The 24,296-nt window shown below is 69.0% G+C and carries 22 protein-coding genes and 1 pseudogene; 15 read left to right on the forward strand and 8 right to left on the reverse strand.

What is annotated here, in order from left to right; genetic code table 11:
- The first annotated feature begins 126 nt into the window (after window positions 1-126).
- The 6 genes from LIN44_RS14385 (at window position 127) to LIN44_RS14410 (ending at window position 7,218) form a co-directional block, all read left to right on the forward strand.
- On the forward strand, window positions 127-1,263 hold the full coding sequence (locus LIN44_RS14385; RefSeq protein WP_227314404.1) for an HPP family protein: 1,137 nt from the start codon (window positions 127-129) through the stop codon (window positions 1,261-1,263).
- Window positions 1,264-2,330: 1,067 nt separating this feature from the next.
- Complete coding sequence (locus LIN44_RS14390; RefSeq protein WP_227312647.1) at window positions 2,331-3,503, forward strand: AI-2E family transporter; 1,173 nt, start codon at window positions 2,331-2,333, stop codon at window positions 3,501-3,503.
- On the forward strand, window positions 3,503-4,213 hold the full coding sequence (locus tag LIN44_RS14395; protein ID WP_227312648.1) for a paraquat-inducible protein A: 711 nt from the start codon (window positions 3,503-3,505) through the stop codon (window positions 4,211-4,213). The genes LIN44_RS14390 and LIN44_RS14395 overlap by 1 nt, the downstream gene beginning before the upstream one ends.
- The gene (locus LIN44_RS14400) at window positions 4,213-4,950 is read left to right on the forward strand and encodes a paraquat-inducible protein A (protein WP_227312649.1); all 738 of its coding nucleotides are present in this window, start codon (window positions 4,213-4,215) and stop codon (window positions 4,948-4,950) included. Before LIN44_RS14395 ends, LIN44_RS14400 begins: the two co-directional genes overlap by 1 nt.
- Window positions 4,937-6,601 carry an intermembrane transport protein PqiB gene (locus tag LIN44_RS14405; RefSeq protein ID WP_227312650.1) on the forward strand — a complete coding sequence of 555 codons (1,665 nt, stop codon included), beginning with the start codon at window positions 4,937-4,939 and terminating at the stop codon, window positions 6,599-6,601. Before LIN44_RS14400 ends, LIN44_RS14405 begins: the two co-directional genes overlap by 14 nt.
- Window positions 6,598-7,218, forward strand: a complete 621-nt coding sequence (locus LIN44_RS14410) for a membrane integrity-associated transporter subunit PqiC (protein ID WP_227312651.1) — start codon at window positions 6,598-6,600, stop codon at window positions 7,216-7,218. The genes LIN44_RS14405 and LIN44_RS14410 overlap by 4 nt, the downstream gene beginning before the upstream one ends.
- Here the strand turns inward: LIN44_RS14410 and LIN44_RS14415 are convergent.
- Window positions 7,215-7,742: a nucleoside 2-deoxyribosyltransferase gene (locus tag LIN44_RS14415; protein WP_227312652.1), complete on the reverse strand. Its 528-nt coding sequence runs from the start codon at window positions 7,740-7,742 to the stop codon at window positions 7,215-7,217. The genes LIN44_RS14410 and LIN44_RS14415 overlap by 4 nt on opposite strands.
- A 213-nt stretch (window positions 7,743-7,955) precedes the next feature.
- On the opposite strand from LIN44_RS14415, the gene LIN44_RS14420 reads away from it, so the two are divergent.
- The 5 genes from LIN44_RS14420 (at window position 7,956) to LIN44_RS14440 (ending at window position 11,629) form a co-directional block, all read left to right on the forward strand.
- A complete protein-coding gene (locus LIN44_RS14420; protein ID WP_227312653.1) occupies window positions 7,956-8,897 on the forward strand; it encodes a 2-hydroxyacid dehydrogenase in 942 nt (313 codons plus the stop codon).
- A gap of 70 nt (window positions 8,898-8,967) precedes the next feature.
- Window positions 8,968-9,162: a DUF1059 domain-containing protein gene (locus LIN44_RS14425; protein ID WP_018008955.1), complete on the forward strand. Its 195-nt coding sequence runs from the start codon at window positions 8,968-8,970 to the stop codon at window positions 9,160-9,162.
- Between the two features lie 221 nt (window positions 9,163-9,383).
- Window positions 9,384-10,154 (forward strand): molybdate ABC transporter substrate-binding protein, encoded by a 771-nt coding sequence (modA, locus tag LIN44_RS14430; protein WP_227312654.1) that lies wholly within the window; start codon window positions 9,384-9,386, stop codon window positions 10,152-10,154.
- 19 nt (window positions 10,155-10,173) lie between these two features.
- Window positions 10,174-10,884, forward strand: a complete 711-nt coding sequence (modB, locus tag LIN44_RS14435; RefSeq protein WP_227312655.1) for a molybdate ABC transporter permease subunit — start codon at window positions 10,174-10,176, stop codon at window positions 10,882-10,884.
- A gap of 22 nt (window positions 10,885-10,906) precedes the next feature.
- Window positions 10,907-11,629 carry an ATP-binding cassette domain-containing protein gene (locus tag LIN44_RS14440; RefSeq protein ID WP_227312656.1) on the forward strand — a complete coding sequence of 241 codons (723 nt, stop codon included), beginning with the start codon at window positions 10,907-10,909 and terminating at the stop codon, window positions 11,627-11,629.
- Here the strand turns inward: LIN44_RS14440 and LIN44_RS14445 are convergent.
- The 3 genes and pseudogenes from LIN44_RS14445 to LIN44_RS14455 form a co-directional block, all read right to left on the reverse strand.
- Window positions 11,599-12,138, reverse strand: coding sequence for a class IV adenylate cyclase (locus LIN44_RS14445; RefSeq protein ID WP_227312657.1), 540 nt, complete (start codon window positions 12,136-12,138; stop codon window positions 11,599-11,601). The genes LIN44_RS14440 and LIN44_RS14445 overlap by 31 nt on opposite strands.
- Before the next feature lie 15 nt (window positions 12,139-12,153).
- Window positions 12,154-12,752, reverse strand: a pseudogene (locus LIN44_RS14450) (LysE/ArgO family amino acid transporter).
- 51 nt (window positions 12,753-12,803) lie between these two features.
- Window positions 12,804-13,598, reverse strand: a complete 795-nt coding sequence (locus LIN44_RS14455; protein ID WP_227312658.1) for a TOBE domain-containing protein — start codon at window positions 13,596-13,598, stop codon at window positions 12,804-12,806.
- Window positions 13,599-13,760: 162 nt separating this feature from the next.
- Between LIN44_RS14455 and LIN44_RS14460 the strand changes: the two genes are divergently transcribed.
- The gene (locus tag LIN44_RS14460) at window positions 13,761-14,753 is read left to right on the forward strand and encodes a phosphate acetyltransferase (RefSeq protein WP_227312659.1); all 993 of its coding nucleotides are present in this window, start codon (window positions 13,761-13,763) and stop codon (window positions 14,751-14,753) included.
- Window positions 14,754-14,793: 40 nt separating this feature from the next.
- The gene (locus LIN44_RS14465; RefSeq protein ID WP_227312660.1) at window positions 14,794-16,029 is read left to right on the forward strand and encodes an acetate/propionate family kinase; all 1,236 of its coding nucleotides are present in this window, start codon (window positions 14,794-14,796) and stop codon (window positions 16,027-16,029) included.
- Between the two features lies 1 nt (window position 16,030).
- Here LIN44_RS14465 and LIN44_RS14470 read toward each other — a convergent pair whose 3' ends face one another.
- Both LIN44_RS14470 and LIN44_RS14475 read right to left on the reverse strand, forming a co-directional pair.
- Entirely contained in the window at window positions 16,031-16,873 is an 843-nt protein-coding gene (locus LIN44_RS14470; protein WP_227312661.1) for a tyrosine-protein phosphatase, read from the reverse strand.
- Window positions 16,874-16,923: 50 nt separating this feature from the next.
- Window positions 16,924-17,169 carry an RNA-binding protein gene (locus tag LIN44_RS14475; RefSeq protein ID WP_227312662.1) on the reverse strand — a complete coding sequence of 82 codons (246 nt, stop codon included), beginning with the start codon at window positions 17,167-17,169 and terminating at the stop codon, window positions 16,924-16,926.
- 265 nt (window positions 17,170-17,434) lie between these two features.
- Between LIN44_RS14475 and LIN44_RS14480 the strand changes: the two genes are divergently transcribed.
- Together LIN44_RS14480 and LIN44_RS14485 are read left to right on the forward strand one after the other, a co-directional pair.
- Window positions 17,435-18,964, forward strand: coding sequence for a DASS family sodium-coupled anion symporter (locus LIN44_RS14480; RefSeq protein ID WP_227312663.1), 1,530 nt, complete (start codon window positions 17,435-17,437; stop codon window positions 18,962-18,964).
- Window positions 18,965-19,007: 43 nt separating this feature from the next.
- Window positions 19,008-19,703 carry a transglycosylase domain-containing protein gene (locus LIN44_RS14485; RefSeq protein WP_227312664.1) on the forward strand — a complete coding sequence of 232 codons (696 nt, stop codon included), beginning with the start codon at window positions 19,008-19,010 and terminating at the stop codon, window positions 19,701-19,703.
- Window positions 19,704-19,750: 47 nt separating this feature from the next.
- On the opposite strand, the gene LIN44_RS14490 is transcribed toward LIN44_RS14485, so the two are convergent.
- On the reverse strand, window positions 19,751-20,470 hold the full coding sequence (locus tag LIN44_RS14490; RefSeq protein ID WP_227312665.1) for a TagF domain-containing protein: 720 nt from the start codon (window positions 20,468-20,470) through the stop codon (window positions 19,751-19,753).
- Window positions 20,467-24,288, reverse strand: a complete 3,822-nt coding sequence (gene tssM, locus LIN44_RS14495; RefSeq protein ID WP_227312666.1) for a type VI secretion system membrane subunit TssM — start codon at window positions 24,286-24,288, stop codon at window positions 20,467-20,469. Before tssM ends, LIN44_RS14490 begins: the two co-directional genes overlap by 4 nt.
- Window positions 24,289-24,296: the final 8 nt, after the last annotated feature.

Here is a 24,296-nt window from a genome sequence, read left to right on the forward strand (position 1 = left end):
CGTGCTGGCACGCTCTTGTGCGGTGCGGCATGCCCCAGAAGCGGGATGCGCTGCACCAAAGGCGGCCAAATATATCACCCCGTGATATATTACGCGCACCATTCCAAAGCGCCCCCCGTCCCGAGAATGCCAACCGCCCCCGTCTCCGCCCTGGCGCATAACGCCCGTGCCTGGCTGCGCACATTTGTTCCGTTACCCGTCGCCGCCAGCCGCAAGGAGCGCCTCAAGAGCTGCTTCGGCGCCCTGCTGGGGCTGCTTTGCACCGAATGGATCAGCCACCAAACGCTGGGCGGCTTCAATCCCTGGTTCGTCGCGCCAATGGGCGCCTCGGCGGTGCTGCTGTTCGCAGTGCCGTCCTCGCCACTGGCGCAGCCTTGGTCAATCATCGGCGGCAACCTGATCGCAGGGGTGGTCGGGGTAGCCTGCGCGCGCTGGATCCCCGACCCCGGCCTCGCCGCCGCCGTCGCGGTAGCCGTCGCCATCGCCCTGATGTTCCAGTTCCATTGCGTGCACCCGCCCAGCGGCGCGGTGGCCATCACCGCGGTCTTCGGCGGGCCCGCCGTCAGTGCGCTGGGCTTCGGCTTCGTGGCGGTGCCGGTGCTGTTCAATTCGATGCTGCTGCTGATGATGGCGCTGGCCTTCAACAACCTGTCGCGCCGGCGCTACCCGCATCGTCCGCCCGAACCCGCGGTGCAGCATGGCACCAGGGACGTGCCGCCTTCCCAGCGCGTCGGCGTGACCCGCGCGGACCTGGATGCCGCGCTGAAGGTGCGCGGCGAATTCCTGGATATCGAGGAAGACGACCTCGAGCAGATCCTGGTCGCGGCGCAACTGCGCGCCTATCGCCGTCATTTCGGCAACGTGCTGTGCGGAGAGATCATGTCGCGCGATGTGATCACGGTGACGCCAGACCAGCCCGCGCATGAGGCGGGACACCTGCTGTCGCGGCATCGCATCAAGGCCCTGCCGGTGGTGGACGCGACGCGCAAGCTGGTGGGGATCATTACGCAAAGCGATTTCTTTGCCGCGCAGCGCGATACGGGGGCGCGGCGGCTGGCCGGCACGGTGCGCAACCTGATGACGCGGGCCGTCGTCACCGCGCGGCCCGATCAGCCGATGGTCGAGCTGGCGCAGGCGTTTTCCGATGGCGGGCTGCATCATGCGCCGGTGATCGATGACCAGCGGCGGGTGGTGGGGATGGTGACGCAATCGGATCTGGTTGCGGCGCTGTTGAAGAGTGGGGTGATGGCGGTGCCGGACTGAGAGGGGCTGGGGTTTGGGTCTGGTTTGGGGTTTGTCGCTTTTGGTGACATGCTGTCGGCTTTTGAACCGCCTGGTTCCGCCCTCCTGGGCGGGTCACTTTTTGTCCGAGCGACAAAAAGTAACCAAAAAGCGCGTTTACGGCCCTGCGGGCGGCATGTCTTATCGTAGTGTGCGCTGGGTTTTCGTACGGGGCTTGGCTTCCTCACATAGCTGGACTGCCTGCCGCAGGGGTGCACTACGGTGGCAGGGGCGTTGGAGTGGTGATTGAACGAGCCCAGAGCGGTCAGTGGCAGCCTGCTGCTGGCCTTGTCGTAGGAACGCCTTCGGCTGCTGCGCCGTCAGTATCGCGGGGCGCCGGCCCTGGCTCGGTACGCGTCGCTGCGCTCGCTTGGCGCTGACAGGCCCGGCGCGGATGGGGCTTTCGAAATCGCACGGCCCTTCGGCTGCTCGCAAAACGCCAATGACCGTCACCGCAAAATTGAGCCGCGCGCCGGCCACAGGCGTCCCGCGATAGGGCCGGCAGCAGGCTGCCGGCCGGGTCATCGACCAGCCGCGCCAAGCGAGCGCAGCGACGCGGTTCGAGCCAGAGCCCCTGACCTACGCGCAGCGCAGCCGTAGGCGTTCCTACGATAAGACCAGCAGCAGGCTGCCACTCCGCGCTCTGGGCTCGTTCAAACACCACTTCAACGCCCCTGCCACCGTAGTGCACCCCTGCGGCAGGCAGTCCAGCTATGTGAGGAAGCCAAGCCCCGTACGAAAACCCCCAGGCACACTACGATAAGACATGCCGCCCGCAGGGCAGTAAACGCGCTTTTTGGTTACTTTTTGGCGCTCGGCCAAAAAGTGACCCGCCCAGGAGGGCGGAACCAGGCGGTTCAACAGCCGACAGCATGTCACCAACAGCGACAAACCCCACAAAAGCCCTCAGCTACCCCGGCGAACCCCCCACGCCCGCCAAACACGACAGCCTCTCACAAGCCTGGACTTTCACAGTCCCCCCTCCCCCGTAAGCTATATTTACGCCGTCCCCGTCACCCCCGACCCAGGACAATCGGAGAACCCCAACCATGAGTTCCGGCCAGTTAATCGAAAAAATCGCCGCCGTCTTCGCGCTGATCGTGCTGATCGGCGGCTCGCTGCTGGTGCTGGCGCCGTTCACCACGGCGCTGCTGTGGGGCGCGATCCTGGCGTTCAGTTCCTGGCACCCGTACACCGTGCTGTCGCGCTGGCTCGGCAACCGGCGCGGCCTGGCCGCGTTGATTTGCGTGCTGCTGGCCACGGTGATCGTGCTGGGTCCGTTCGTCTACGCCGGCGCCAGCTTCTCCGCGCACCTGGACGACCTCGCCGCGCTGGTCGACCGCTATATGGAGCAGGGCTTGCCGCAGCTGCCGCTGTGGCTGAGCAGCCTGCCCTATGTCGGCAGCTACCTGCAAAGCTCCTGGGACAGCCTGATCAATGCCGATTCCGAGATGGTCGCCAACCTGCGCAAGCTGATCGCGCCGGTCGGGCACGTGCTGCTGGGCGCGGGGCTGTCGATCGGGGCCGGGCTGGGGCAGCTGGCGCTGTCGATCATCCTGGCGTTCTTCTTCTACACCGGCGGCGAGTTCGCCATTGCCTGGCTGCGCGCCGGCATGCGCCGCATCGCCGGCGAGCGCGCCGACCATCTGCTGGAGCTGGCGGGCAGCACCGTCAAGGGCGTGGTCTACGGCGTGCTGGGCACCGCCTTCATCCAAGCCGTGCTGGCCGGCATCGGCCTGTGGATCGCGGGCGTGCCGGGCGCCGCCATCCTCGGCTTCGTGACCTTCTTCCTGTCGGTGATACCGGTAGGGCCGCCGCTGGTGTGGCTGCCGGCAGCGCTGTGGCTGTACCACACCGGCGCCACCGGCTGGGCCATCTTCCTGGTGGTGTGGGGCGTGGGCGTGGTCAGCATGGCTGACAACATCGTCAAGCCGCTGCTGATCAGCAAGGGCACCGGCATGCCGCTGATCTGGATCATGCTGGGCGTGCTCGGCGGCGCGCTGGCGTTCGGCTTCCTGGGCGTGTTCATCGGCCCGACGCTGCTGGCGGTGGCCTATGCCCTGCTGCGCGACTGGACCATCGGCTCGCAGGGCGAGCTGCAGCGCGACCTGCAGCAAGGCGCAGCGCTGGCGTCCGCACCGGCGCCGGCCGCAGCGCCGGCGCCGGCCGTGGTCGACAACCCCGATGTACCGCCGGCAGCCACCGGCAAGCGATCCGGCTGATGGCGGCACACGACGTACCCACGGCGCGGCCCGATTCCTTGCCGCCCGATCCCTTGCTGTCCGACACCGCGCCGGCCGCGCTGCACCGGCTGGTGGCCTGCGAATACTGTGACGCGGTCTACGAACGCACGCCGATCTCGCCCGGCGAGCGCGCGCTGTGCCTGCGCTGCGGCGGCCAGCTCTACCGCGAGAGCCGGCGCCACTACCACCGCCTGCTGCCGCTGGTGATCACCGCGCTGATCCTGTTCCTGATCTCCAACGCCTACCCCATCGTCGAGATGGACCTGAAAGGCGTCCGCACCCAGACCACGCTGCTGGGCGCGGTGCAGGCGCTGTATGCGGACCAGATGGCGCTGGTGGCGGCGCTGGTGTTCGCCACCACCATCCTGTTCCCGCTGTCCGAGCTGCTGATGATGATTTACCTGCTGGTGCCGATGGCGCAGCACCGCATGCCGGCCGGCTTCGACCGCATCGTGCGCGGCATCCGCCAGACCCGGCCGTGGGGCATGATCGAGGTCTTCATGATCGGCGTGCTGGTGACGCTGGTGAAGCTCTCGACCATGGCGCGCGTGCTGCCGGGGGTGGCGCTGTGGTCGTTCGCGGCGCTGGTGATCGTGCTGGCGGCGATGCTGTCGTTCGATCCGCGCGACCTGTGGCGCCACTTGGAAACGCCCGACGACAAGGCCACGGCGGCGGACGGGGAGCGCTGATGACGCAACCGCAGCGACCGCCATCGCCCGCCGGCCGCCTGGCCCGCCCGCGCCAGCTCGCGCGCGAGGTGGTGGCGGAACTGACCGACGACGACGAGACCACTCCGCTGCCGCAGGTGCCCACCGCGACCAGCCTGGGCCTGGTGTCGTGCCACGCCTGCGACCTGGTCAGCCCGCGCACGCTCGAAGGCGCGCCCTGCCCGCGCTGCGGCGCGACCCTGCACCATCGCAAACCCGACAGCCTGGCGCGCACCTGGGCCTTTCTGCTGGCCGCGTACATCCTCTATATTCCTGCCAACATGCTGCCGGTGATGGTGACGCAGTCCATCCTCGGCACGCAGCAGGACACCATCCTGTCGGGCGTGATCTACCTGTGGCTGTCCGGCTCGCACATGCTGGCCGTGCTGGTGCTGGTCGCCAGCATCGTGGTGCCGCTGCTGAAAATGGTGATCCTGACCTTCCTGCTGCTGTCGGTGCATTTCCGCTCGAGCTGGCGGATCCGGCAGCAGACCCGGCTGTACGGCCTGGTGGAAGTGATCGGCCGCTGGTCGATGCTCGATATTTTCGTGGTGGCGCTGCTGGCCTCGCTGGTGCGGGCCGGGGCGCTGGCCACCATCATCCCCGGCGGCGGCGCGCTCGCCTTCGGCGCGGTCGTGGTGCTGACCATGCTGGCCTCGCTCAGCTTCGATCCGCGCCTGCTGTGGGATTCGCTGGAACCTGACAATGCCCGACACTGACAACCAAGCCGCGGCGGGTGCCACGCCGCCCCCATCGCCCCCATCCCCGCCATCCGGCCTGCCGCGGCCCGAACGCCGCCGCCGCGCGCGCTGGCTGCCCTCGCTGGTTTGGCTGATCCCGATCGTCGCCGCGGTGGTCGGGATCTCGCTGCTGGTGCACACGCTGGCCTCGCGCGGGCCCGAGATCACCGTCAGCTTCCGCACCGCCGAAGGCCTCATCCCGGGCAAGACCGCCGTGCGCTACAAGGACGTCGACATCGGCCTGGTCAAGTCGGTGCGGCTGGCGCGCGACCGCTCGCACGTGGTGGCGACGATCGACCTGACCAAGGACGCCGAGAACTTCGCCGTCGCCGACACCCGCTTCTGGGTGGTGCGCCCGCGCTTCGCCGCCAGCGGCGTGTCGGGGCTGGAGACGCTGCTGTCCGGCGCCTATATCGGCGTCGACGCGGGCAAGTCGAAGGAATCCGCGCGCGACTTCAAGGGCCTGGAAGTGCCGCCGGTGGTGACCACCGACGCGTCCGGCAAGCAGTTCGTGCTGCGCGCGGCCGAGCTGGGCTCGCTCGATATCGGCTCGCCGGTCTACTACCGGCGCGTGCTGGTCGGCCAGGTGGTGGCCTACCAGCTCGACCCCAACGGGCGCGACATCACGCTGCGGGTGTTCGTCAACAAGCCCTATGACAAGCTGGTCACCGCCGACACGCGCTTCTGGCATGCCAGCGGGGTCGACCTGAAGCTCGATGCCGGCGGCCTCAAGCTGTCGACGCAATCGCTGGTGACGGTGCTGCTGGGCGGCGTCGCGTTCCAGGCGCCGGACCATACCACCGCCACCGACGCTGCCGCCGAGAACACCCAGTTCCTGCTGGCCGGCGACCAGGCCGAGGCGATGAAGGAGCCGGAAGAACTGGCGCCGACGCTGGCGGTGCTGAATTTCGACCAGTCCGTGCGCGGCCTGTCGCCGGGCGCGCCGGTGGACTTCCGCGGCGTGGTGGTGGGGCAGGTGCGTTCGATCGGCATCGAGTTCCAGCGCGAAAAGCGCGCCTTCCGCATGCCGGTGGTGGTCGAGCTGTACCCGTCGCGGATGGGCTTCCGCGAACGCGACGTCGAAGACCGCGAACGCGCGCGCAAGATCATCCAGGGCCTGCTGCAACGGGGCATGCGCGCACAGTTGCGCACCGGCAACCTGCTCACCGGGCAACTGTACGTGGCGCTCGATTTCTTCCCCAAGGCGGCGCCGGCCAAGGTCGACCTGGACGCGCCGATTCCGGAGTTCGCCACCACGCCGGGCACCTTCGACCAGCTGCAGGCGCAGGTGGGCGACATCGTCAACCGCATCGACAAGGTGCCGTTCGACCAGATCGGCCAGGACCTGCGCACCACCGTGGCCAGCCTGAACAAGACCCTGGCCACCGCCGACCAGCTGGTGCAGCAGCTCAACGGCGATGTCGCGCCGCAGGTGCTGGCCGCGCTGCAGGACGCGCGCAAGACCCTGACCGCGGCCAACGGCACGCTGGCGTCGGACGCGCCGCTGCAGCAGGACACGCGCCGCATGCTGCAGGAACTGACGCGCACCGCCACGTCGCTGCGCGCGCTGACCGATTACCTGGAACGCCACCCTGAAGCGCTGCTGCGCGGCAAGCCGGAGAAAGAATGATGAAGCGCCTTTCGCTCACCCTGGCCTGCGCCAGCGCCGCCGCGGCGGTACTGGCCGGCTGCGCCTCGCCCGAGCCGCGCTACTACACGCTGGCGCAGGGGCCCGTCGCGGTGGCGGCGCCGGTTCCGGCCGCGGCCCCGTCGACCGACACGCTATGGCTCGAAGTCGCGCCGGTGCGCGTGCCGGAGCGCCTCAACCGGCCGCAGCTGGTAGTGCGCGACAGCGGCAACGGCAATGGCAGCGATGCCGGCGTGCGCCTGCTGGACCTGTCGCGCTGGTCCGCGCCGCTGCCGGACGAGCTGCGCGATGCGCTGTCGCAGCGCCTGCAGGCCACGCTGGGCGCGGTCGACACCTACCAGCAGGGCCTGTCCGACGTGCAGCCGCTGTACCGCATCACCACCGAAGTGCTGCGCCTGGATGCCGACCTGGGCCAGCGTGCCGGCGCCACCATCAACTGGACCGTGCGCCGGCTGCCCGACGGCAAGGTGGTCAGCGGCAGGACCCAGGCCGAGCTGCCGGCGCCGGGCGCGGTCGACGGCGTGGTGGCGGCGTATCGCGAGATCGTCGCGAGTACCGCCAACGACATCGCGGCCGGCGTGCAGGCGCTGCGGCGCTAGCCGCCGCCGGCAGCCGCGTCGCGTTGCTGGCGGGCGGCGGCCATTGCCGCCAGGCATTCGGCCGCGCCGCCCTGCACCAGCCGCACCGAACACGCCAGCATCAGGTTCTTGCCCAGCCCGAAATCCTCGACGGTGAAGCCGCGCGCATCCAGCGGCGTGCCGTCGGCATCGGTGGCCACCGTGACGCGCTCGCGCAGCGTGCCGGCATCGGCGCTGTAGCCCCATACGGGCTTCTGCAGCGCCACGGCAAAGCCGACCTCGAAGGCCGTGCCGGAGTCCGGCTCGCCAGGACCGCGGAAATCGTCCAGGTTGGCCATCACCAGGTCGGCGCGCCGCAGCAGCGCGATGTTGGCGTCATAGATCCAGCGTGCGGTGTCGGGGCCGGACAGGCCTGCGGGCGCGGACTGGTCGAGCGGATACAGGCCGGTGAAACCATGCGCCGCGCACAGCGCCTTGAGGTGCTCGCCCCAGGCGCGCGCATCCTTGCGGAACACGTCAAAGCCGGCGAGGTAGATGGTGGTCATGGCACGTCGAAGCAACGGGGCGCGGCGGCAAGCCGCGAGAATCGCAGCATAACCCGGGGCCGCGCACGTGGCACCCGGCCATCGCCCAAACAGCGCCCAAACAGAGCGCCCGAACATCGCACAGCTTGCGCGCCCTCGCCCGGCCGCGCGCCGGCGCGGGCCGCGCCCTTGCGCTACCATTGCCCGTCACGCCTCGACCTTCCCGTTCCCCCGATGCCCGCTCCCCAGATCCTCCAGGTCGGCCCGCTCGCGCCGCAGACCAATGCCACCCTGCAACAACAGTACGGCGCCGCCGCGCTGTGGCAGCACGCCGACCCACTGGCCTGGGCGCGCAGCGAAGGGCAGCAGGTGCGCGTGGTGGTGACCTCGGCGCGCCACGGCTGCAGTGCCGCGCTGATCGATGCGCTGCCGCGCCTGGAAGCCATCGTCAGCTTCGGCGTCGGCTATGACGCGATCGCGCTCGACGCCGCCCGCGCGCGCGGCATCCAGGTCAGCAACACCCCCGACGTGCTCAACGACTGCGTCGCCGACCTCGCCTTCGGGCTGCTGCTGGATGCGGCGCGCGGCATCGCCCATGGCGACCGCTTCGTGCGCGCCGGGCGCTGGCCGCAGGGCGGCTTCCCGCTGACCACGCGCGTCTCCGGCAAGAAGCTGGGCATCGTCGGCCTGGGCCGCATCGGCGAGATCGTCGCGCGCCGCGCGCAAGGCTTCGACATGGAGATCGCCTACCACAACCGCCGCCCGCGCGCGGGCGCGCCGTGGCGCTTCGAAGCGGACCTGAAGGCGCTGGCAACGTGGGCGGATTTCCTGGTGGTGGCCACCGTCGGCGGGCCGTCGACCGCGGGGCTGGTCTCGCGCGAGATCCTCGATGCGCTCGGCCCGCGCGGCATCCTGGTCAACGTGTCGCGCGGCAGCGTGGTCGACGAGGCCGCGCTGGTCGCGGCGCTGGCCGAAGGCCGCCTTGGCGGCGCGGGGCTCGATGTGTTCCAGCACGAGCCCAACGTACCGTCGGCGCTGCTGGCGATGGACCATGTCGTGCTGGCGCCGCACGTGGCCAGCGGCACGCATGAAACGCGCGCCGCCATGACCGCGCTCACGCTGCAGAACCTGGATGCCTTCCTCGCCGGCGGCAAGGTGCTGACGCCGGTGCTGTAGCGGCCGGCCGGCTGCCTATACTGGATGCACCGGCCCCGGCCAATGCCGTGGGCCGGCGTCAGGAGGCATCATGGCACGCAAGTTTATCGATTGCCGCGAAGTCCCGAGCGACACCCACTGCACGGTCGCATTGAGCGCCGACAGCGAAGACGAACTGCTCGAGGCCGCGGTCCAGCACGCCGTGGCAGTGCATCAGCATCAGGACACGCCTGAGCTGCGCAGCCAGTTGAAATCGATGTTCAAGGAAGGCACGCCGCCGGCCTGAAGCCGGGGGCCGGCTGGCGCCAGGCCGCGCCAGCCGCTTCGCGCGGGGCACATTCGCTGTCCCTGATACACCACTTATGTCGGCTGGAATACCCATGGCGCCCGCCATGGCGCATCATTGACGCCGCGCTATATACAGACGTATATTGCGCCTGACCGTCCACCCCCTCCGGCCTGGCCGCGCCTGCCATGCGGGCCGGTGGCCGCTTCCCGAGGATTCCGATGCCTGCCTTCCGTTCCCGCCGCCGCGGGCTGCTGCTGGCCGCCGCCGCGGCGCTGGCGCTGGCTGCCCCGCCCGCCTTTGCCGCCGACCTGGTGGTATCCGCCGCCGCCAGCCTGACCAACGCCTTCAAGTCGCTGGCCGAGTCCTACGAGCGCGCCCACCCCGGCACCCACGTGGTGCTGAACTTCGGCGCCTCCGACGTGCTGATGCAGCAGATCGTCAAGGGCGCGCCGGCCGATGTGTTCGCCTCGGCCGACCAGGAAGCGATGAACAAGGCCGAGGCCGAAAAGGTGATCGCGCCGGCCTCGCGCCGCAACTTCGCCGCCAACCAGGTGGTGCTGATCGTGCCGGCCGACAGCAAGCTGCCGATCGCCTCGCTGCAGGACCTGACGCGCCCGGAGGTCCGGCGCATCGCCTACGGCAACCCGGCCTCGGTGCCGGTGGGCCGCTACACCCGCGGCGCGCTGGCAGCGGCCGGGCTGTGGGACGCGGTCGCGGCCAAGGGCGTGCCGGCGCAGAACGTGCGCCAGAGCCTGGACTACGTGGCGCGCGGCGAGGTCGAGGCCGGCTTCGTCTTCGCCACCGACGCCACCGTGATGCCCGACAAGGTCAGGGTCGCGGTGCGCGTGCCCAGCCGTACGCCGGTGACCTACCCCATCGCCGTCACCAGCCAGGCGCGCCAGCCGCAGGCGGCGGCGCAGTTCGTCGACTATGTCGCCTCGCCGCAAGGCCAGGCGATCTTGTCGCGCTTCGGCTTCCACAAGCCCTGAGGCCGCGCCGGCGCACGCCATGGATGCTGTCTGGGTACCGCTGCTGCTGTCGCTGAAGGTGGCCGGCTGGGCCACGGCGCTGAACGCCGTGCTCGGCGTGGGGGCGGCCTGGGCGCTGGCGCGCTGGCGCTCGCCGCTGCGCGACGTGGTCGATGCGGTGCTGACGCTGCCGCTGGTGCTGCCGCCGACGGTGCTGGGCTATTACCTGCTGGTGCTGGTGGGGCGCCGTGGCGTGTTCGGCGAGTGGCTGGCGCGCCTCGGCATCGAACTGGTCTTTACCTGGCAGGGCGCGGTGCTGGCTTCGACCATCGTTGCCTTCCCGCTGGTGCTGAAGTCCGCGCGCGCCGCCTTCGAAGGCGTGGACCACCAGCTGGAAAACGCCGCGCGCGTGCTGGGCGTGCCCGAAGCCGGCATCTTCTTCCGCGTCACGCTGCCGCTGGCGGCGCGCGGCATCATCGCCGGCGTGCTGCTGGCCTTTGCCCGCGCGCTGGGCGAGTTCGGCGCCACGCTGATGATCGCCGGCAACCTGCCCGGGCGCACGCAGACGCTGTCGGTGGCCATCTATGAGGCGGTCCAGGCCGGCGACGACAATACCGCCAACCTGCTGGTGCTGGTGACTTCGGTCACCTGCGTGCTGCTGCTGGTGGTTGCCGGACGCCTGGTGCCGGCGGCCGCGCGCCATCCCGCTGAACTCTACGAACGCAGGCGCTTGCGCCCGCGCGTCCGCTAACGCCAGGGCCACGCATATCGCCATGAGCATGCACGTCAGCATCCGCAAGCAGATGGTCTCGGCCGACCGCCACTTTGCGCTGGATATCGACTTCGATTCGGCCAGCCGGCGCATTGCCCTGTTCGGCCCCTCGGGCGCCGGCAAGAGCCTGACGCTGCGCGCCATCGCCGGCCTGCTGGCGCCGGACAGCGGCCGCATCGTGCTGAACGGCCGCACCCTGTTCGACGCCGACGCCGGCATCGACGTGCGCCCGCAGCAGCGCCGCGTGGCTTATCTGTTCCAGGAGTATGCGCTGTTCCCGCACCTGACCGTGGGCCAGAACATCGGCTTCGGGCTGGCGCGCGGCTGGCGCAATCCGCGCCGCGGCGCCATGCATCCGCAGGCCCAGCGCTGGATCGATGCCTTCGGCCTGGCCGACATCACCGGCAACTACCCCGCGGAGATCTCCGGCGGCCAGAAGCAGCGCGTGGCGCTGGCGCGCGCGCTGGTGGCACAGCCCGACATCGTCTTGCTGGACGAGCCGTTCTCGGCGCTGGACCCCGCGCTGCGCGCGCGCATGCGCGCGGAGCTGCGCACGCTGCAGGCCAGCCTGGACGTGCCGATGCTGGTGATCTCGCACGACCCCGCCGACGTCGAGGCGCTGGGCGACCACGTGCTGGAGATCCGCGAAGGCCGCATCTTCGGCAGCGGCACCAGCCGCCACCATGCGCCGGTCTACGCGCCGGTGTCGGCGCGCGTGGCCTGAGCCGCGCGCAGCAGGTCGACGTACGCGCCTTCCACCAGCGCCGACGCAGGGATGCCCAGCCGCGCCAGCAGCGCATGGGCTTCGGCCACACCGTCCGCCGCGCTTTCCGCATCGGCCAGCACCACTTCCAGTTCCAGGAAATCGCCTAGCGCCTCGACCCGGTCCAGGTGCACGCGCGTGCGTCCCGCCAGGTACAGCGTGCGCAGCTTGCGCACCCGCCCGCCCTCGCCGTGCGCGGCGGCCAGCGCGGCGCGCAGCGTGCCCGGCGATGGCGTCGGCGACAGGATGTAGAAGCTCTCTTTCGGGCCGGCCTCGTCGGCGCGCGCATAGAAGATCAGTTCGCCGCGGTCCGGCGCGAACTCGCGCAGCTTGAGGCGGCCGTTGGCGCAGCGGAAGAAGGTATCGTCCTGGCGGATATGTTCGGGCCCGTGGTCGGCCAGCGCGGCGGCGCGCGGCAACAGCGCCTCGACGCTGTCGATGCGGGCCTTGATCTCGACGTTTCTCGGCATCCTTGCTCCTGCGGTTCAAGCGATCAGCAAACGCGCGGCAATCACCCACATGGTGATGCCGATCACCACTTCCAGCACCTGCCACGCCCGCGGCCGCGCGAACACGGGCCGCAGCAGCGCCGCGCCGTAGCCCAGCGCAAAAAAGAACAGAAACGACGCGCTCATGGCACCCGCGGCGAATTCACGCGTGCTGCCCGCGAACTGGGTCGATACCGAACCGATCAGCATCACCGTGTCGAGGTACACATGCGGATTCAGCCAGGTAAAGGCCAGGCACACCGCAAGCGTCGCCGCCAGCGGCCGCGACGCGACATCGCTGGGGTCCAGCACCGCGTTCGAGCGCCACGCCGCGACGAAGCTGCGCGCGCCATACCAGACCAGGAAAGCGGCGCCGCCATAGCGCATCGCCTCGCCAGCCACGGCAGCGTGCGGATCATCACGGCAAAGCCGGACACGCCAAGCAGGATCAGCAGCGCATCCGACAGCGCGCATACCAGGCAGACCCAGAACACATGCTCGCGCCGCAGGCCTTGCCGCAGCACGAACGCATTCTGGGAACCAATCGCAAGAATCAGGGAAAGACCGAGGGAAAAGCCAGCCAGCGCGGCGTGCATTGCGGGGAAAACGACATGCTTTGGGGCGGCTATTATTGCACGCCGCAGCCGCTACCCGACCACGCCGAGGATCACGCTCGAGGCCTTGAATATCGCCACCGCGGCCACGCCGGCCTGCAGCCCCAGCGCCTCGACGCTGCCGTTGGTGACGACGGCCGCCACCGTGCCGCCGCCGTCGAGTTCGATCACCACCTCGGCATTCACCGCGCCCGGCATCACGCGCGTCACCACGCCCGCCAACTGGTTGCGCGCCGACAGCCGCATGCCCGGCTCGGGCAGCCCCACCAGCACCGACGACGCCTTGATCAACGCAAAGGCCTCGACGCCCTCGGCCAGCTCCAGCGTCTCGACACTCTCGTGCGTGATGGTGGCGACGATGCGCTGGCCGCCGGCCAGTTCCAGCACCACCTCGTCATTGACCGCGCCGCCGCGCACGCTGGCGACGCGCCCGAACAGCTTGTTGCGCGCACTGGTCTTGATCATCATTCGCCTCATCAGGTGGATATCGTCGGCCACGCCCTCGCCCAGCCGCGACAGCTGCGCGACAAAGCGCCGGTGCTCGTCCTCGAGCGCGCGATAGGTGCGGATCAGCTGTTCGCCGCGCGTGGTCAGGCGCGTGCCGCCGCCGCCCTTGCCGCCCGCGGCGCGCACCACCAGCGGCTCGCCGGCGCTGTTGTTCATCGCGTCGATGGCGTCCCACGCCGCCTTGTAGCTGATGCCGACGGCACGCGCGGCGGCCGTGATCGAGCCGTGCGCGCCGATGGCGGCAAGCAGCGCGATGCGGTCCTTGCCGCCCCAGTCTTGCGAGCCGGAGCGGAACCAGATGGCTCCCTGGAGTTCAAGCATGGGGGTCGGGCGCCGCTGGCCGGCACCGCAATGAAGTCGGAAACGCGCTTATGGTAATCCCGGCCATCCCGTTTGGCGATCCGTCCCGCGGCCCTGAGCCACGCTGGACGCCATGACCCAAGCCCGGTACCCTGAACGGTGCGTTGTCCACGGAACATCGTCATGACTGCTGCCTCGTCTGCCACGTCCGCCATGTCCGCACTTGCCGCACACTCCGCGCCGGCGCCGGACAAATACGCCACGCTGCTGGCGCGCTGCGCCGGGCTGCCGCCCATCCCGACCGCGGTGGCGCATCCGTGCGATGCCGCCTCGCTGGGCGGCGCGCTGCAGGCCGCGCAGCTTGGCCTGATCGTGCCGATCCTGGTCGGGCCGGCGGCGCGCATCCGGCAAGTGGCGGCGGAGCACGGCATGGCGCTGGGCGACACCGTCATCATCGACACCCCGCACAGCCACGCGTCGGCGGCGCGCGCGGTCGCGGCGGTGCGCGCCGGCGAGGCCGAGCTACTGATGAAAGGCAGCCTGCATACCGACGAACTGCTGCACGAGGTCACCGCCTCGGCCAGCGGGCTGCGCACCGGGCGGCGCCTGTCGCACGTGTTCGCTATGGACGTGCCGCGCTACCACAAGCCGCTGTTCATCACCGACGCCGCGGTCAACATCTTCCCCACGCTGAACGAGAAGGCCGATATCTGCCGCAACGCCATCGACCTGCTGCGCACGCTGGGCATCGAGCGGCCCAAGGTGGCGATCCTGTCCGCGGTCGAGACCGTCACCGACAAGATCCCTTCGACCATCGACGCCGCCGCGCTGTGCACCATGGCGCGGCGCGGGCAGATCACCGGCGGCGTGCTCGACGGCCCGCTCGCCTTCGACAACGCCATCAGCCGCGAGGCCGCGATCACCAAGGGCATCGATTCCGACGTCGCCGGCGATCCCGACATCCTGCTGGTGCCGGACTTGGAAGCCGGCAACATGCTGGCCAAGCAGCTCACCTTCCTGGCCGGGGCCGAAGCCGCCGGCATCGTGCTGGGCGCGCGCGTGCCCGTGATCCTGACCAGCCGGGCCGACAGCGTGCGCGCGCGCATCGGCAGCTGCGCCATCGCGGTACTGCTGGCCCACGCGCGCCGCGGCGCCGAAGCCGCGGCGCAGGTCTGAGCGGGCCGCCACCCGTGCCCTGACAACGGAGCTTTCCAGCGTGACCACCCTCCACACCGCCGCGCCCGCCGTCATCCTCGTCGTCAACGCGGGCTCGTCCAGCGTCAAGGTCTCGGTCTATGCCGTGCCCGAGGCCGCGCACGGCAATGCCGACATCAACCCGATGCTGAGCGCGCACGGCCAGATCGAAGGCATCGGCGTTGCGCCGCGGCTGCGCGCCAGCATGGCCGATGGCCGCGTGGTCGCCGACGAGAGCTTTCCGCAGGCGCAGGTGGCCGACCACGACGCCGCCTTCCGCCTGGTGCGCCTGGTGCTGAGCGTGGGCCTGCGCGACCACCCGCCGGTGGCGATCGGCCATCGCGTGGTGCATGGCGGGGCCAGCTACGCGCAGGCGGTCTGCATCGACGACGCCGTGCTCGAGCACCTGGAAGCGCTGGTGCCGCTGGCGCCGCTGCACCAGCCGCAGAACCTCACCGCGATCCGCGCGGTGCGCCAGGCCATGCCGGAGCTGCTGCAGGTGGCTTGCTTCGACACCGCCTTCCACGCCGGCCACGACGTGCTGGCGCAGCTGATGGCGCTGCCCTATGCGTATTTCGAGCGCGGCATCCGGCGCTATGGCTTCCACGGCCTGTCGTACGAGTACATCGCGCGCCGGCTGCGCCAGGTCGCGCCCGACCTGGCCGAAGGCCGCGTGGTGGTGGCGCACCTGGGCAACGGCGCCAGCCTGTGCGCGCTGCGCGACGGCCGCAGCGTCGACAGCACCATGGGCCTGACCGCGCTCGACGGCCTGCCGATGGGCACGCGCTGCGGCGCGCTCGATCCGGGCGCGCTGCTGTGGCTGGCGCAGCAAGGCATGAGCGCCGCCGAGATCCAGGCGATGCTGTACCAGGAATCCGGCCTGAAGGGACTGTCCGGCGTCAGCAGCGACATGCGCGCGCTGCTGGCCAGCGAGGCGCCGCGGGCGCGGCTGGCGGTGGACTTCTACGCCTACCGCGCCGCGCAGGAGATCGGCAAGCTCGCCACCACGCTGGGCGGCCTCGACGCGCTGGTGTTTACCGCGGGCATCGGCGCCAACTCGCCGCCGGTGCGCGCGCGCATCTGCGAACACCTGGCCGGGCTGTTCGGCATCACGCTCGATGCCGGCGCCAACGGCAACAACAGCCAGCGCATCAGCCGCGACGACAGCCGCGTGCCGGTGCTGGTGCTGCCGACCGACGAAGAAGGGATGATCGCGCTCAGCACCGCGCGCATCCTGCGCGACAGCGGCAGGCTATGACTCAATCGGCCAGGTAGTGCGCGCGCAGTTGCGCGACGTCGACCTGCAGCGCGTCGCGCAGGTAGTTGCCGACGCTGCCCCAGCCCGCGTCGATGGCCTGCATCGACGCGTCGAGATAGCTGGCGCGGACTTCCAGCAGCGGCATCATCACCGCGGCATCGATGCCGAGCCCGCCCATCTGCGCCAGCGCGGCGGCGTTGAACTGCGCGTTGCGCTGGTTCGATTCCAGGTAGTTGGCCAGGATCTCGTCCTGGCCGACACCCAGCGCGGCCAGCAACAGCAGCGCGGCAAAGCCGGTGCGGTCCTTGCCCGCGGTGCAGTGGAACAGCAGCGTCTGTCCGTCCTGCAAGGTGCGCATGAAACCGCCGAAGGCGGCGCGGTAGCGCACCGGGAAATCGCGGTACACCTCGAGCATGAAGGCATCCATCTGCGCCGGCGTGCTCGCGCGCAGGCGCGGCATCAGCACATCCATTGCCATGCTGCCTTCCAGCACCGGCACCGCCTGCCAGCGGAAGCGCTGGCCGAAGGCCGCTTCCCCGGGCGACTTCTCGCCGGGCGAGCGGAAATCCACCACCCTGTCGAGCCCGAGCGCCTGCAGCCGCTCCAGGTCGGCAGCGCTCGCCAGCGCCGGGTTGCCGCTGCGGTAGAGCCGGCCATGGCGCACGCGGCGTCCTTCCGCGCCCACCAGCCCGCCCAGGTCGCGCGCATTGCTGATGCGCTCGAACACCAGGCCTTGCACGTCTTGCACGTCTTGCACGTCTTGCGCGGCGCCGGTCGCCGCCGGTGCCGGCGGCATGGCCGCGAGGGCATGCGGCCAGGCCGCGGGTTGAAGCCACTTGAGCATTGTTCGTTCCGATTATCGTTGCGGCGTGTGCTGGCACCGCTGCGTGCGCTTCAGCGCGCGCGGTACGCCGGCACATGCCAGTGCAGGTGGCAGCCGGCGATATAGCGCCGGTCCAGCCGCGCCACCAGGTTCCATACCGCCAGCGGGCTGGCGTCGATATCGACCCACGCCCAGGGATGCCTGGGGTCGCCTTCCTCGACCAGTTCCACCGAACGGATCTTCGCATACCGTGCCAGCGCGTTGCGCAGCGCCGCCGGTTCCAGCCCGGGCTTGAGGCCGCGTACTAAAACCTTCATGGTCGGCTCCAATTATTTCAGATCACTCCGGCTCGTGCCTCACGCACCCCGGCGCGGCGCCGGTGCCGGATCATGCGGACTGCCGCGCAGGCCTTGTATGGCGAGCCTGTTACTGGTATGACGCGTGCGGCGGCCGGAGAATCCGGCGATCTGCCATCGTCTTGATCTTGCGCATCACGGGCGTAACTATTCCGCCCCGGTCCTCGACATCGCCCGCCGCGCGCCGGAAAATTTCAGACAGGTCGAACTACAAGGAATGTCGGCAATGCCAGAACTTCCCGCCTCCCAGCCGCCTGCCCCTGCCGCTCCGGCCGCGGCCACGCCGGCACCCGCAGCCACACCCAAGCTGACCCTGCACTGGGGCCTGTTCGCCGCCGCCGCCGCGCTGCTCGCGGTGCTGGCGATCCCGCAGCCCGACGGCCTCACCATCGCCGGCCAGCGCATGCTGGCGATCCTGGCGTTCGCCATCGTGGTGTGGATCACCGAGGCGGTGTCGTACGAGACCAGCGCCATCATGATCACCTCGCTGATGGCCGGGCTGATCGGCTTTGCGCCGACCGTGAACGACCCCTCGGTCCAATACGGCACCTCCAAGGCGCTGGGCATGGCGCTGGCCGGATTCTCCAATACCGCACTGGCGCTGGTCGCCGCGGCGCTGTTCATTTCCGCGGCGATGACGGTGACCGGGCTCGACCGGCGCATCGCGCTGGTGACGCTGGCGGCAATCGGCACCAGCACGCGCCGCATCCTGGTCGGCACCATCGCGGTCACCATCGTGCTGAGCCTGGTGGTGCCCAGCGCCACCGCGCGCAGCGCCTGCGTGGTGCCGATCATGATGGGCGTGATCGCCGCCTTCGGGGTCGACAAGAAGTCCAATATCGCGGCCGGCATCATGATCACGGTGGCGCAGGCCACCAGCATCTGGAACGTCGGCATCCAGACCGCGGCCGCGCAGAACCTGCTGACGGTGGGCTTCATGGACAAGCTGCTGGGCGAGCGCATCACCTGGCTGCAATGGCTGATCGCCGGCGCGCCGTGGGCGCTCGCGATGTCGGTGGTGCTCTATGTGCTGGTGCGCTGGCTGCTGCCGGCCGAGACCGAAGCCATTCCCGGCGGCAAGGAGGCGGTGCAGCGCGAGCTGGCGGCGCTCGGCCCGATGAGCCCGCCGCAGAAGCGGCTGGCCGCGGTGTCGCTCGGCCTGCTGCTGTGCTGGGCCACCGAGGGCAAGCTGCACAGCTTCGACACCGCCACCGTGACCTTTGTCGGGCTGGTGATCCTGATGCTGCCGCGCCTGGGCGTGATGGACTGGAAGACCATGCAGCAGCGCACGCCGTGGGGCACGCTGATCGTGTTCGGGGTCGGCATCAGCCTGGGCACGGCGCTGCTGTCGACCCAGGCGGGCCAGTGGCTGGGCCAGTTCGTGGTCACGCGTTCGGGCCTGGCGGCGCATGGCGCGCTGCTGGTCTTCGCGATCCTGTCGGCCTTCCTGATCCTGATCCACCTGGGCTTCGCCAGCGCCACCGCGCTGACCGCGGCGCTGTTGCCGATCCTGATCTCGGTGCTGCAGACCCTGCCCGGCGACATCCACCGCGTCGGCATCACCATGCTGCTGGGCTTTACCGTCAGCTTCGGCTTTATCCTGCCGATCAACGCGCCGCAGAACATGGTGTGCCTGGGCACCGAGACCTTCAACGGACGGCAGTTCGCGCGCATCGGCATCCCGGTCACGCTCATCGGCTACGCCATGATGCTGCTGTTCGCCGCGACCTACTGGCGCTGGCTGGGCTGGGTGTAGCCAGACTCGCGCGGGCGGCGCGGCGGCTGGCACAATACGCGCCATGAAACGCCTCTGCTCCGCCCTGCTCAAGCTGCTGCTGCTCGCCGCGATCGGCGGCGCGCTGCTGGCCGCCATCGCCATCCTCGCCGCCAACCGGCAACTGCCGTCGCTCGACGCGCTCACCGCCTTCCGCGATACGCCGGACTACGTGCCCATTGGCAAGATGCCGCGCGCGCTGACCGAAGCCGTGGTGGCGATCGAGGATGAGCGGTTCTACCTGCATGACGGCATCGACTATGTCGGCGTCATCCGCGCCGGCGTCGCCAACCTGTCGGACGAGCTGTCGCAGGGCGCCTCGACCATCACCATGCAGGTCGCCCGCAATTTCTACCTGTCGCGGGAGAAGACCTATACGCGCAAGCTGTACGAGGTGCTGCTGTCCTACCGGATCGAAAAGGCCCTCAGCAAGGACGAGATCCTCGAGCTGTACCTGAACAAGATCTACCTGGGACAGGGCGCCTATGGCTTTGCCGATGCCGCGCGGACCTACTTCGGCAAGCGGCTCGACCAGCTGACGCTGGCCGAATGCGCGATGCTGGCGGGCTTGCCGAAGGCGCCCTCGGCGAACAACCCGGTGGTCAACCCCAGGCGGGCGCGGCAGCGGCAGATTTATATCCTGCAGAGGATGCTGGAGCTTGGGCGGATCTCGCGAGGGGAATATGACGTGGCGTTGCTGGAGCCGTTGAGGTTGAGGTAAGCGTGGGTGCTGGCGCTGGCGGAAAATATCCCGTCCCGGGGGCAGGATCAGAGCCCGGCCACGATTCGGCGAATCGACGGAACGCCGTCAATCTCGATAACGCATTCGGCAGCGGACTGCCAAACGCTGCCAAGGCTGCCATCGCGCAACAGGCCCGGGGGCCAGTCGTCTCGCATTGACCTTGGCCCGATAACGCCGTCGCCTGACGAGCCAGGCCGGGATGCATCGGCCAGCCGCCTGAGCGAAAGCTGGAGACGATCACGCCAGCCTGGCCGATGATGGGCCCAGAGGGCATCAACCGCCGCGGCCAGACAGGTGCGGTCCGCCATGTGCGTGTGGCGGTGAACGATTTGCACCAGGTCGGTAAGCCACTGCGCGGGCGCGGCAAGGATATGGCCGGCCCATTGGGCGCTAGCGGCCTGCCAGACCACCAGCGGATAGCGGCGCCCGACCCGGTCATGCGATGCAGCGAGGACACCGAGCAGGTAGCTGCTCTGGCTGGGGAACTGCAGGCCGCGCGGCCGCAGGATGAAGAGGCATGGTTCAGACGGGCGCAAGCGGGACTGAGCCGAGAGAGCGGGCGGGGTCAGGTGCAGCCAATGCCGGACTCTGCCGCCCGCGGAATGCGACGCCGCCCTCGCCGGGAGTTCGTCGTCCCGATGATCGAACCAGCTCCGCCACGCCTGCACCTGGTCCAGCGGCGCATTGTGGCGAACAAAGTCTCCCAGCGCTGGCAGCTTGCCGAAAATCGACGGCGCCGTGATCACCCGGACCTCCCGGGACACTGGAAGCCCTGCAGCAGCCCGGTGGTCCAGGGGTTGGCGACGCTGCCGGTATTGATATCGAGCTTCGCCTTGCGGCCGTCGAAGTCATATTCGGCCATGAAGTGGCTGGCGCTTGCAGATCCGGCGAGCCTGCCCTTGGCGATCACCCGCATCAGGGCCCACGGGCCGTTGGCGGCCAGCGTCGAGGTATCCGGACGAATCCGGGGGCTGGCAGTGATCTCAGCCCCTTGCCCGCCCCGCGGCCCCGGCCAGGTCACCTTGAGCGGGATGACCGGCCCGTGCACGTAACGCTGGCTCTGTCCGTCGAAGTCCATGTTCAGCTCGACGATTTCGGGATCGAGTTCCGCCACCTTCAGGTCGACCTTCCAGGCCATCTTCTTCGCTCCCGGATCCCGGAAGAACACTTCCCGGATCTCCCTGGCGCGCTGGAACGGCACCAGACTCGGGCCAGCCACGGGCGGCACGTCGGGAGCGGTCAGCTTGTAGCGCCAAGGCGAGATGGTGGTATCCACGTGCGGCGCCAACACCTTCTGGAAAAAGTCGTCCAACACTCCGCCCGCGGCGAAGACGCGTGCAAAGTCTTCCGGGTCCACGTCCTGCATCGACGTCGGCGCGAACGGATACTTGCCGTCGATGGCGCTGCGGCAGCTCTCGCCGATGACGGCGTCCATCTGCGCGATCAGGATATCGCCCACACCCTTGTTGACGTCCCTGGCGCCCTGCACCACCAGATCGGCCAGCACCGCCTTGAAGGGCGCCGGCAGCTTCGCCGCCTCCATGCGCAACTGCTCGCCTGCATCCGCGGGCGGCGGCAGGTTCCGGGTACTCAGCGCGTTATTGGCCACTACCAGACTGGTGTAGTAAGCGTTGACGAGGCCGGCAATCGCATCCAGTTGCGGCTTGCCAGCGGTTTCCCGCGCACCTGGCGCCGCCAGGTCGGCCTGACCGGTAACCACTTCGCGCAGCGCGGCGAAGCGGTTATCGACCAGTTCACGTTCCTGACGGGCCTCGGGACGCACGCTCAGGGCACTGCCTGTTGCGGCCTTCTTGTCCAGCGCTGACAACGCCTTCTCCGCAAGAGACTTTTCCTCGGGCTCGAGCGGGCGGCTGAGCGTCGTCTCTTGCACTGCTGCCCGGCCCAGCCGGGCAAGCGGTGAATCGGGCGCGGCGAAGTTGCGCAGAATCTCCAGGTCAAAGACCAGATTGCTTCCCGTCACGGTCCGGATGTCACCCAGAAACTTCTCCCAGTTCCGGGCATATTCGCTCAGGTAAAGGCGCCGGATCTCGCGCGTGAGCGGATCATTGCCGGTGAGCCGGCCGACGGCATTGTCAGCCGTTTTTTTTTGAGCGCCGGGCCCTGTTCCACGCCCCATCACCCACATGTCGACCGCCTGCGCCCTGGCGACAAACTCCGGCAGCCGGACATTGAACAGGTCGTGGTAGCCGGCATAGGTGAAAAGCCCCGGAATACCGCGCTCCAGCGGCTCGCCGCTGGCCCGGGTAAAAACCGTTCCTGCCTGAGGACCGACCGCGCGCACCAGCGTGAAGTCCTGCGGTGCCTCTTCCATCATGGCCGCCTTGGCGCGGTCATACAGGCGTTCGACCGAGGTATCGCTGTCCAGCAAATCGCGCGCGGAACGGATCAGTGCCTCGTTCTTTGCATAGGGCGACAAGACAGGCCGGCTGCTATCCAGCAGGCTGTCCAGATGCTCCAGCACGGCCACGCGGCCACCAAAGGCATCCGCCCCGTTGCTCGTCGCCCAGTCGCTGCGCACCCAGCCACGCACGTCAGATGCGTTGAACTTGTCCTTGTCATGCAGCATCAGGTAGACCCGCAGGGTGTCGTAGGCCTGCTTGGCGTCGCGCTGGCTGACCGCCGTCGACAGCACCGCTTCGACCCGGCGCACCAGGTACGGTACCAGCAGGTTGTCCTGCAGCCTGGTATGGGTCAAGGTCGCGGCGCCCAGCACCGGCGCTACGCTGTATAGGCCATAACGCCAGTCGACAGACGGATCGGCCAGGTTCAGGCCGGCGTATGCAGGCAGGTCGCGGGCGGCCGCCAGCACTTCGGGCATCGCATCCGGCGCCGGCTTCTTGTAGAACGCCGTTACCGTCGCTGCCAGTGCCCTGGCTTTCTCCTGCACCACGTCAAGGTAGCTGCGGTTATGGCCAAAACTGGCATACAACGCGCCGACCAGCCACAGGAAGATCACCAACGCCAGCGCGTGCCCTGCGAGGCGCAGCACGCGGAAGCGGAATTCCCAGCGCAGGTTTGGCTTCACCAGGTGGGCTTCCGGCACGATGATGCGCTTGAAGACATCCTGCAGGAAGTAGCTGCGGTTGCCGGCGGCCTGATCCGTGGCGGCGCCGACGGCCTGGCTACCGGACTGCGCCGCGCCGCACACCTGCCTGATGACAGTGCCTGCATCCGCGACGACCGCCTCTCCGGTTTGCGCGGCGCTGGTGAAGTACACGCCGCGCAGCATTGCGTTCCGCTCGGTATCGTCGTACCGCGAGTCCAAGAATATCTGCTCCAGCATCGCCACAAGCGGTTCTGTCACGCTTGCAAGCTCATCGCTCAGGCCGTACAGCGCCTTGCGCCGGCTCAGGTCAAATTCCTCATACAGCCGCCCGTCCAGCCCCGTCTCCAACCGCGCCACCAGAGACCGCATCTCCTCCCGGCACAATGCGGAAACATCCACAGCGGGCTGTCCCCGCCGCTTCGCCACGACGGGCAAGGTGAAACCCCAGGGCTGGGCCCGCCCCTCGCTGGTCAGGTACTGGAAGTAGTCGGCAAAGCCGGCGAGCTGGTCGAGCTTGGTCACCAGCACGTAGATGGGAAACTGGATACCCAATTCCTCGCGCAGTTCGGCCAGGCGTGCCCGGATCCTGGCCGCTTCGGCCACCCGCGCCTCTTTGGTATGCCGCAGCAAGTCCCCTACGCTGATCGTCACCAGCGCGCCGTTGATCGGGGCGCGGGCGCGATACTTGCGCAGCAGGCCGAGGAATCCCTTCCATTCTGCCGGGTCAATCATCGAACCCGCTTCCTGCGCCGTGTAGCGGCCCGCCGTGTCAATCAGCACCGCCTCATTGGTGAACCACCAATCCGCCTGCTCGGTGCCATGCCGCGCGCGGGCCGCCAGGCTCATCTGCTCCGCGATGGGGAATTGCAGACCGGCATTCAGCAACGCTGTGGTCTTGCCGGCCCCGGGCACGCCGACCATCATGTACCAGGGCAGTTCGTAGAGATACCGGCGGCCCTCGAACAGGCGAGCCATCCGGCTACCGGTGCGCATGCTCCTGAGCTGCCCCAGCGCAGTCTGGATAGCCGCATTCAGCCTGGCGATTTCGTCCCTGGCAACGACTTCCTGCCGCTTGCCGCCAAAGTTCAGCAGGCTCTCGACCAAGGTCTTGTCCGTGCGTGCGCGCTGCCAAAGCAGGTACAACAGATACGCGGCAAATACGAACACGATCGCCGCGATCAGCAGAATACGCACCGAATCTGACTCCAGCGGATGCGTGGCGCCAATGGCCAGCAACGGGCCGGCATGCCAGATCAGCAGGCACAGCGCGGCCACACCGATGGTAGAGACCGGCCAGCCAAGCAGCCAAAACAGTGTCAGCGCCAGCAGCAGCACGATCAGCGTGACGCGCGCGCCGATGCCCGCCAGCGGATGCATGCCGTTGAAACCGAGAAGCGGTCCGATAAACCAGATGGCTGCCGCGACCATGAGCCCGGCAATGAGAGCGAGCGTCTGCCGGGAGAACAACACCGCGCCAATACGTTTCAGGAATTCCATGCCTTGAC

The sequence above is a fragment of the Cupriavidus sp. MP-37 genome, assembly GCF_020618415.1.
Lineage (GTDB): Bacteria > Pseudomonadota > Gammaproteobacteria > Burkholderiales > Burkholderiaceae > Cupriavidus.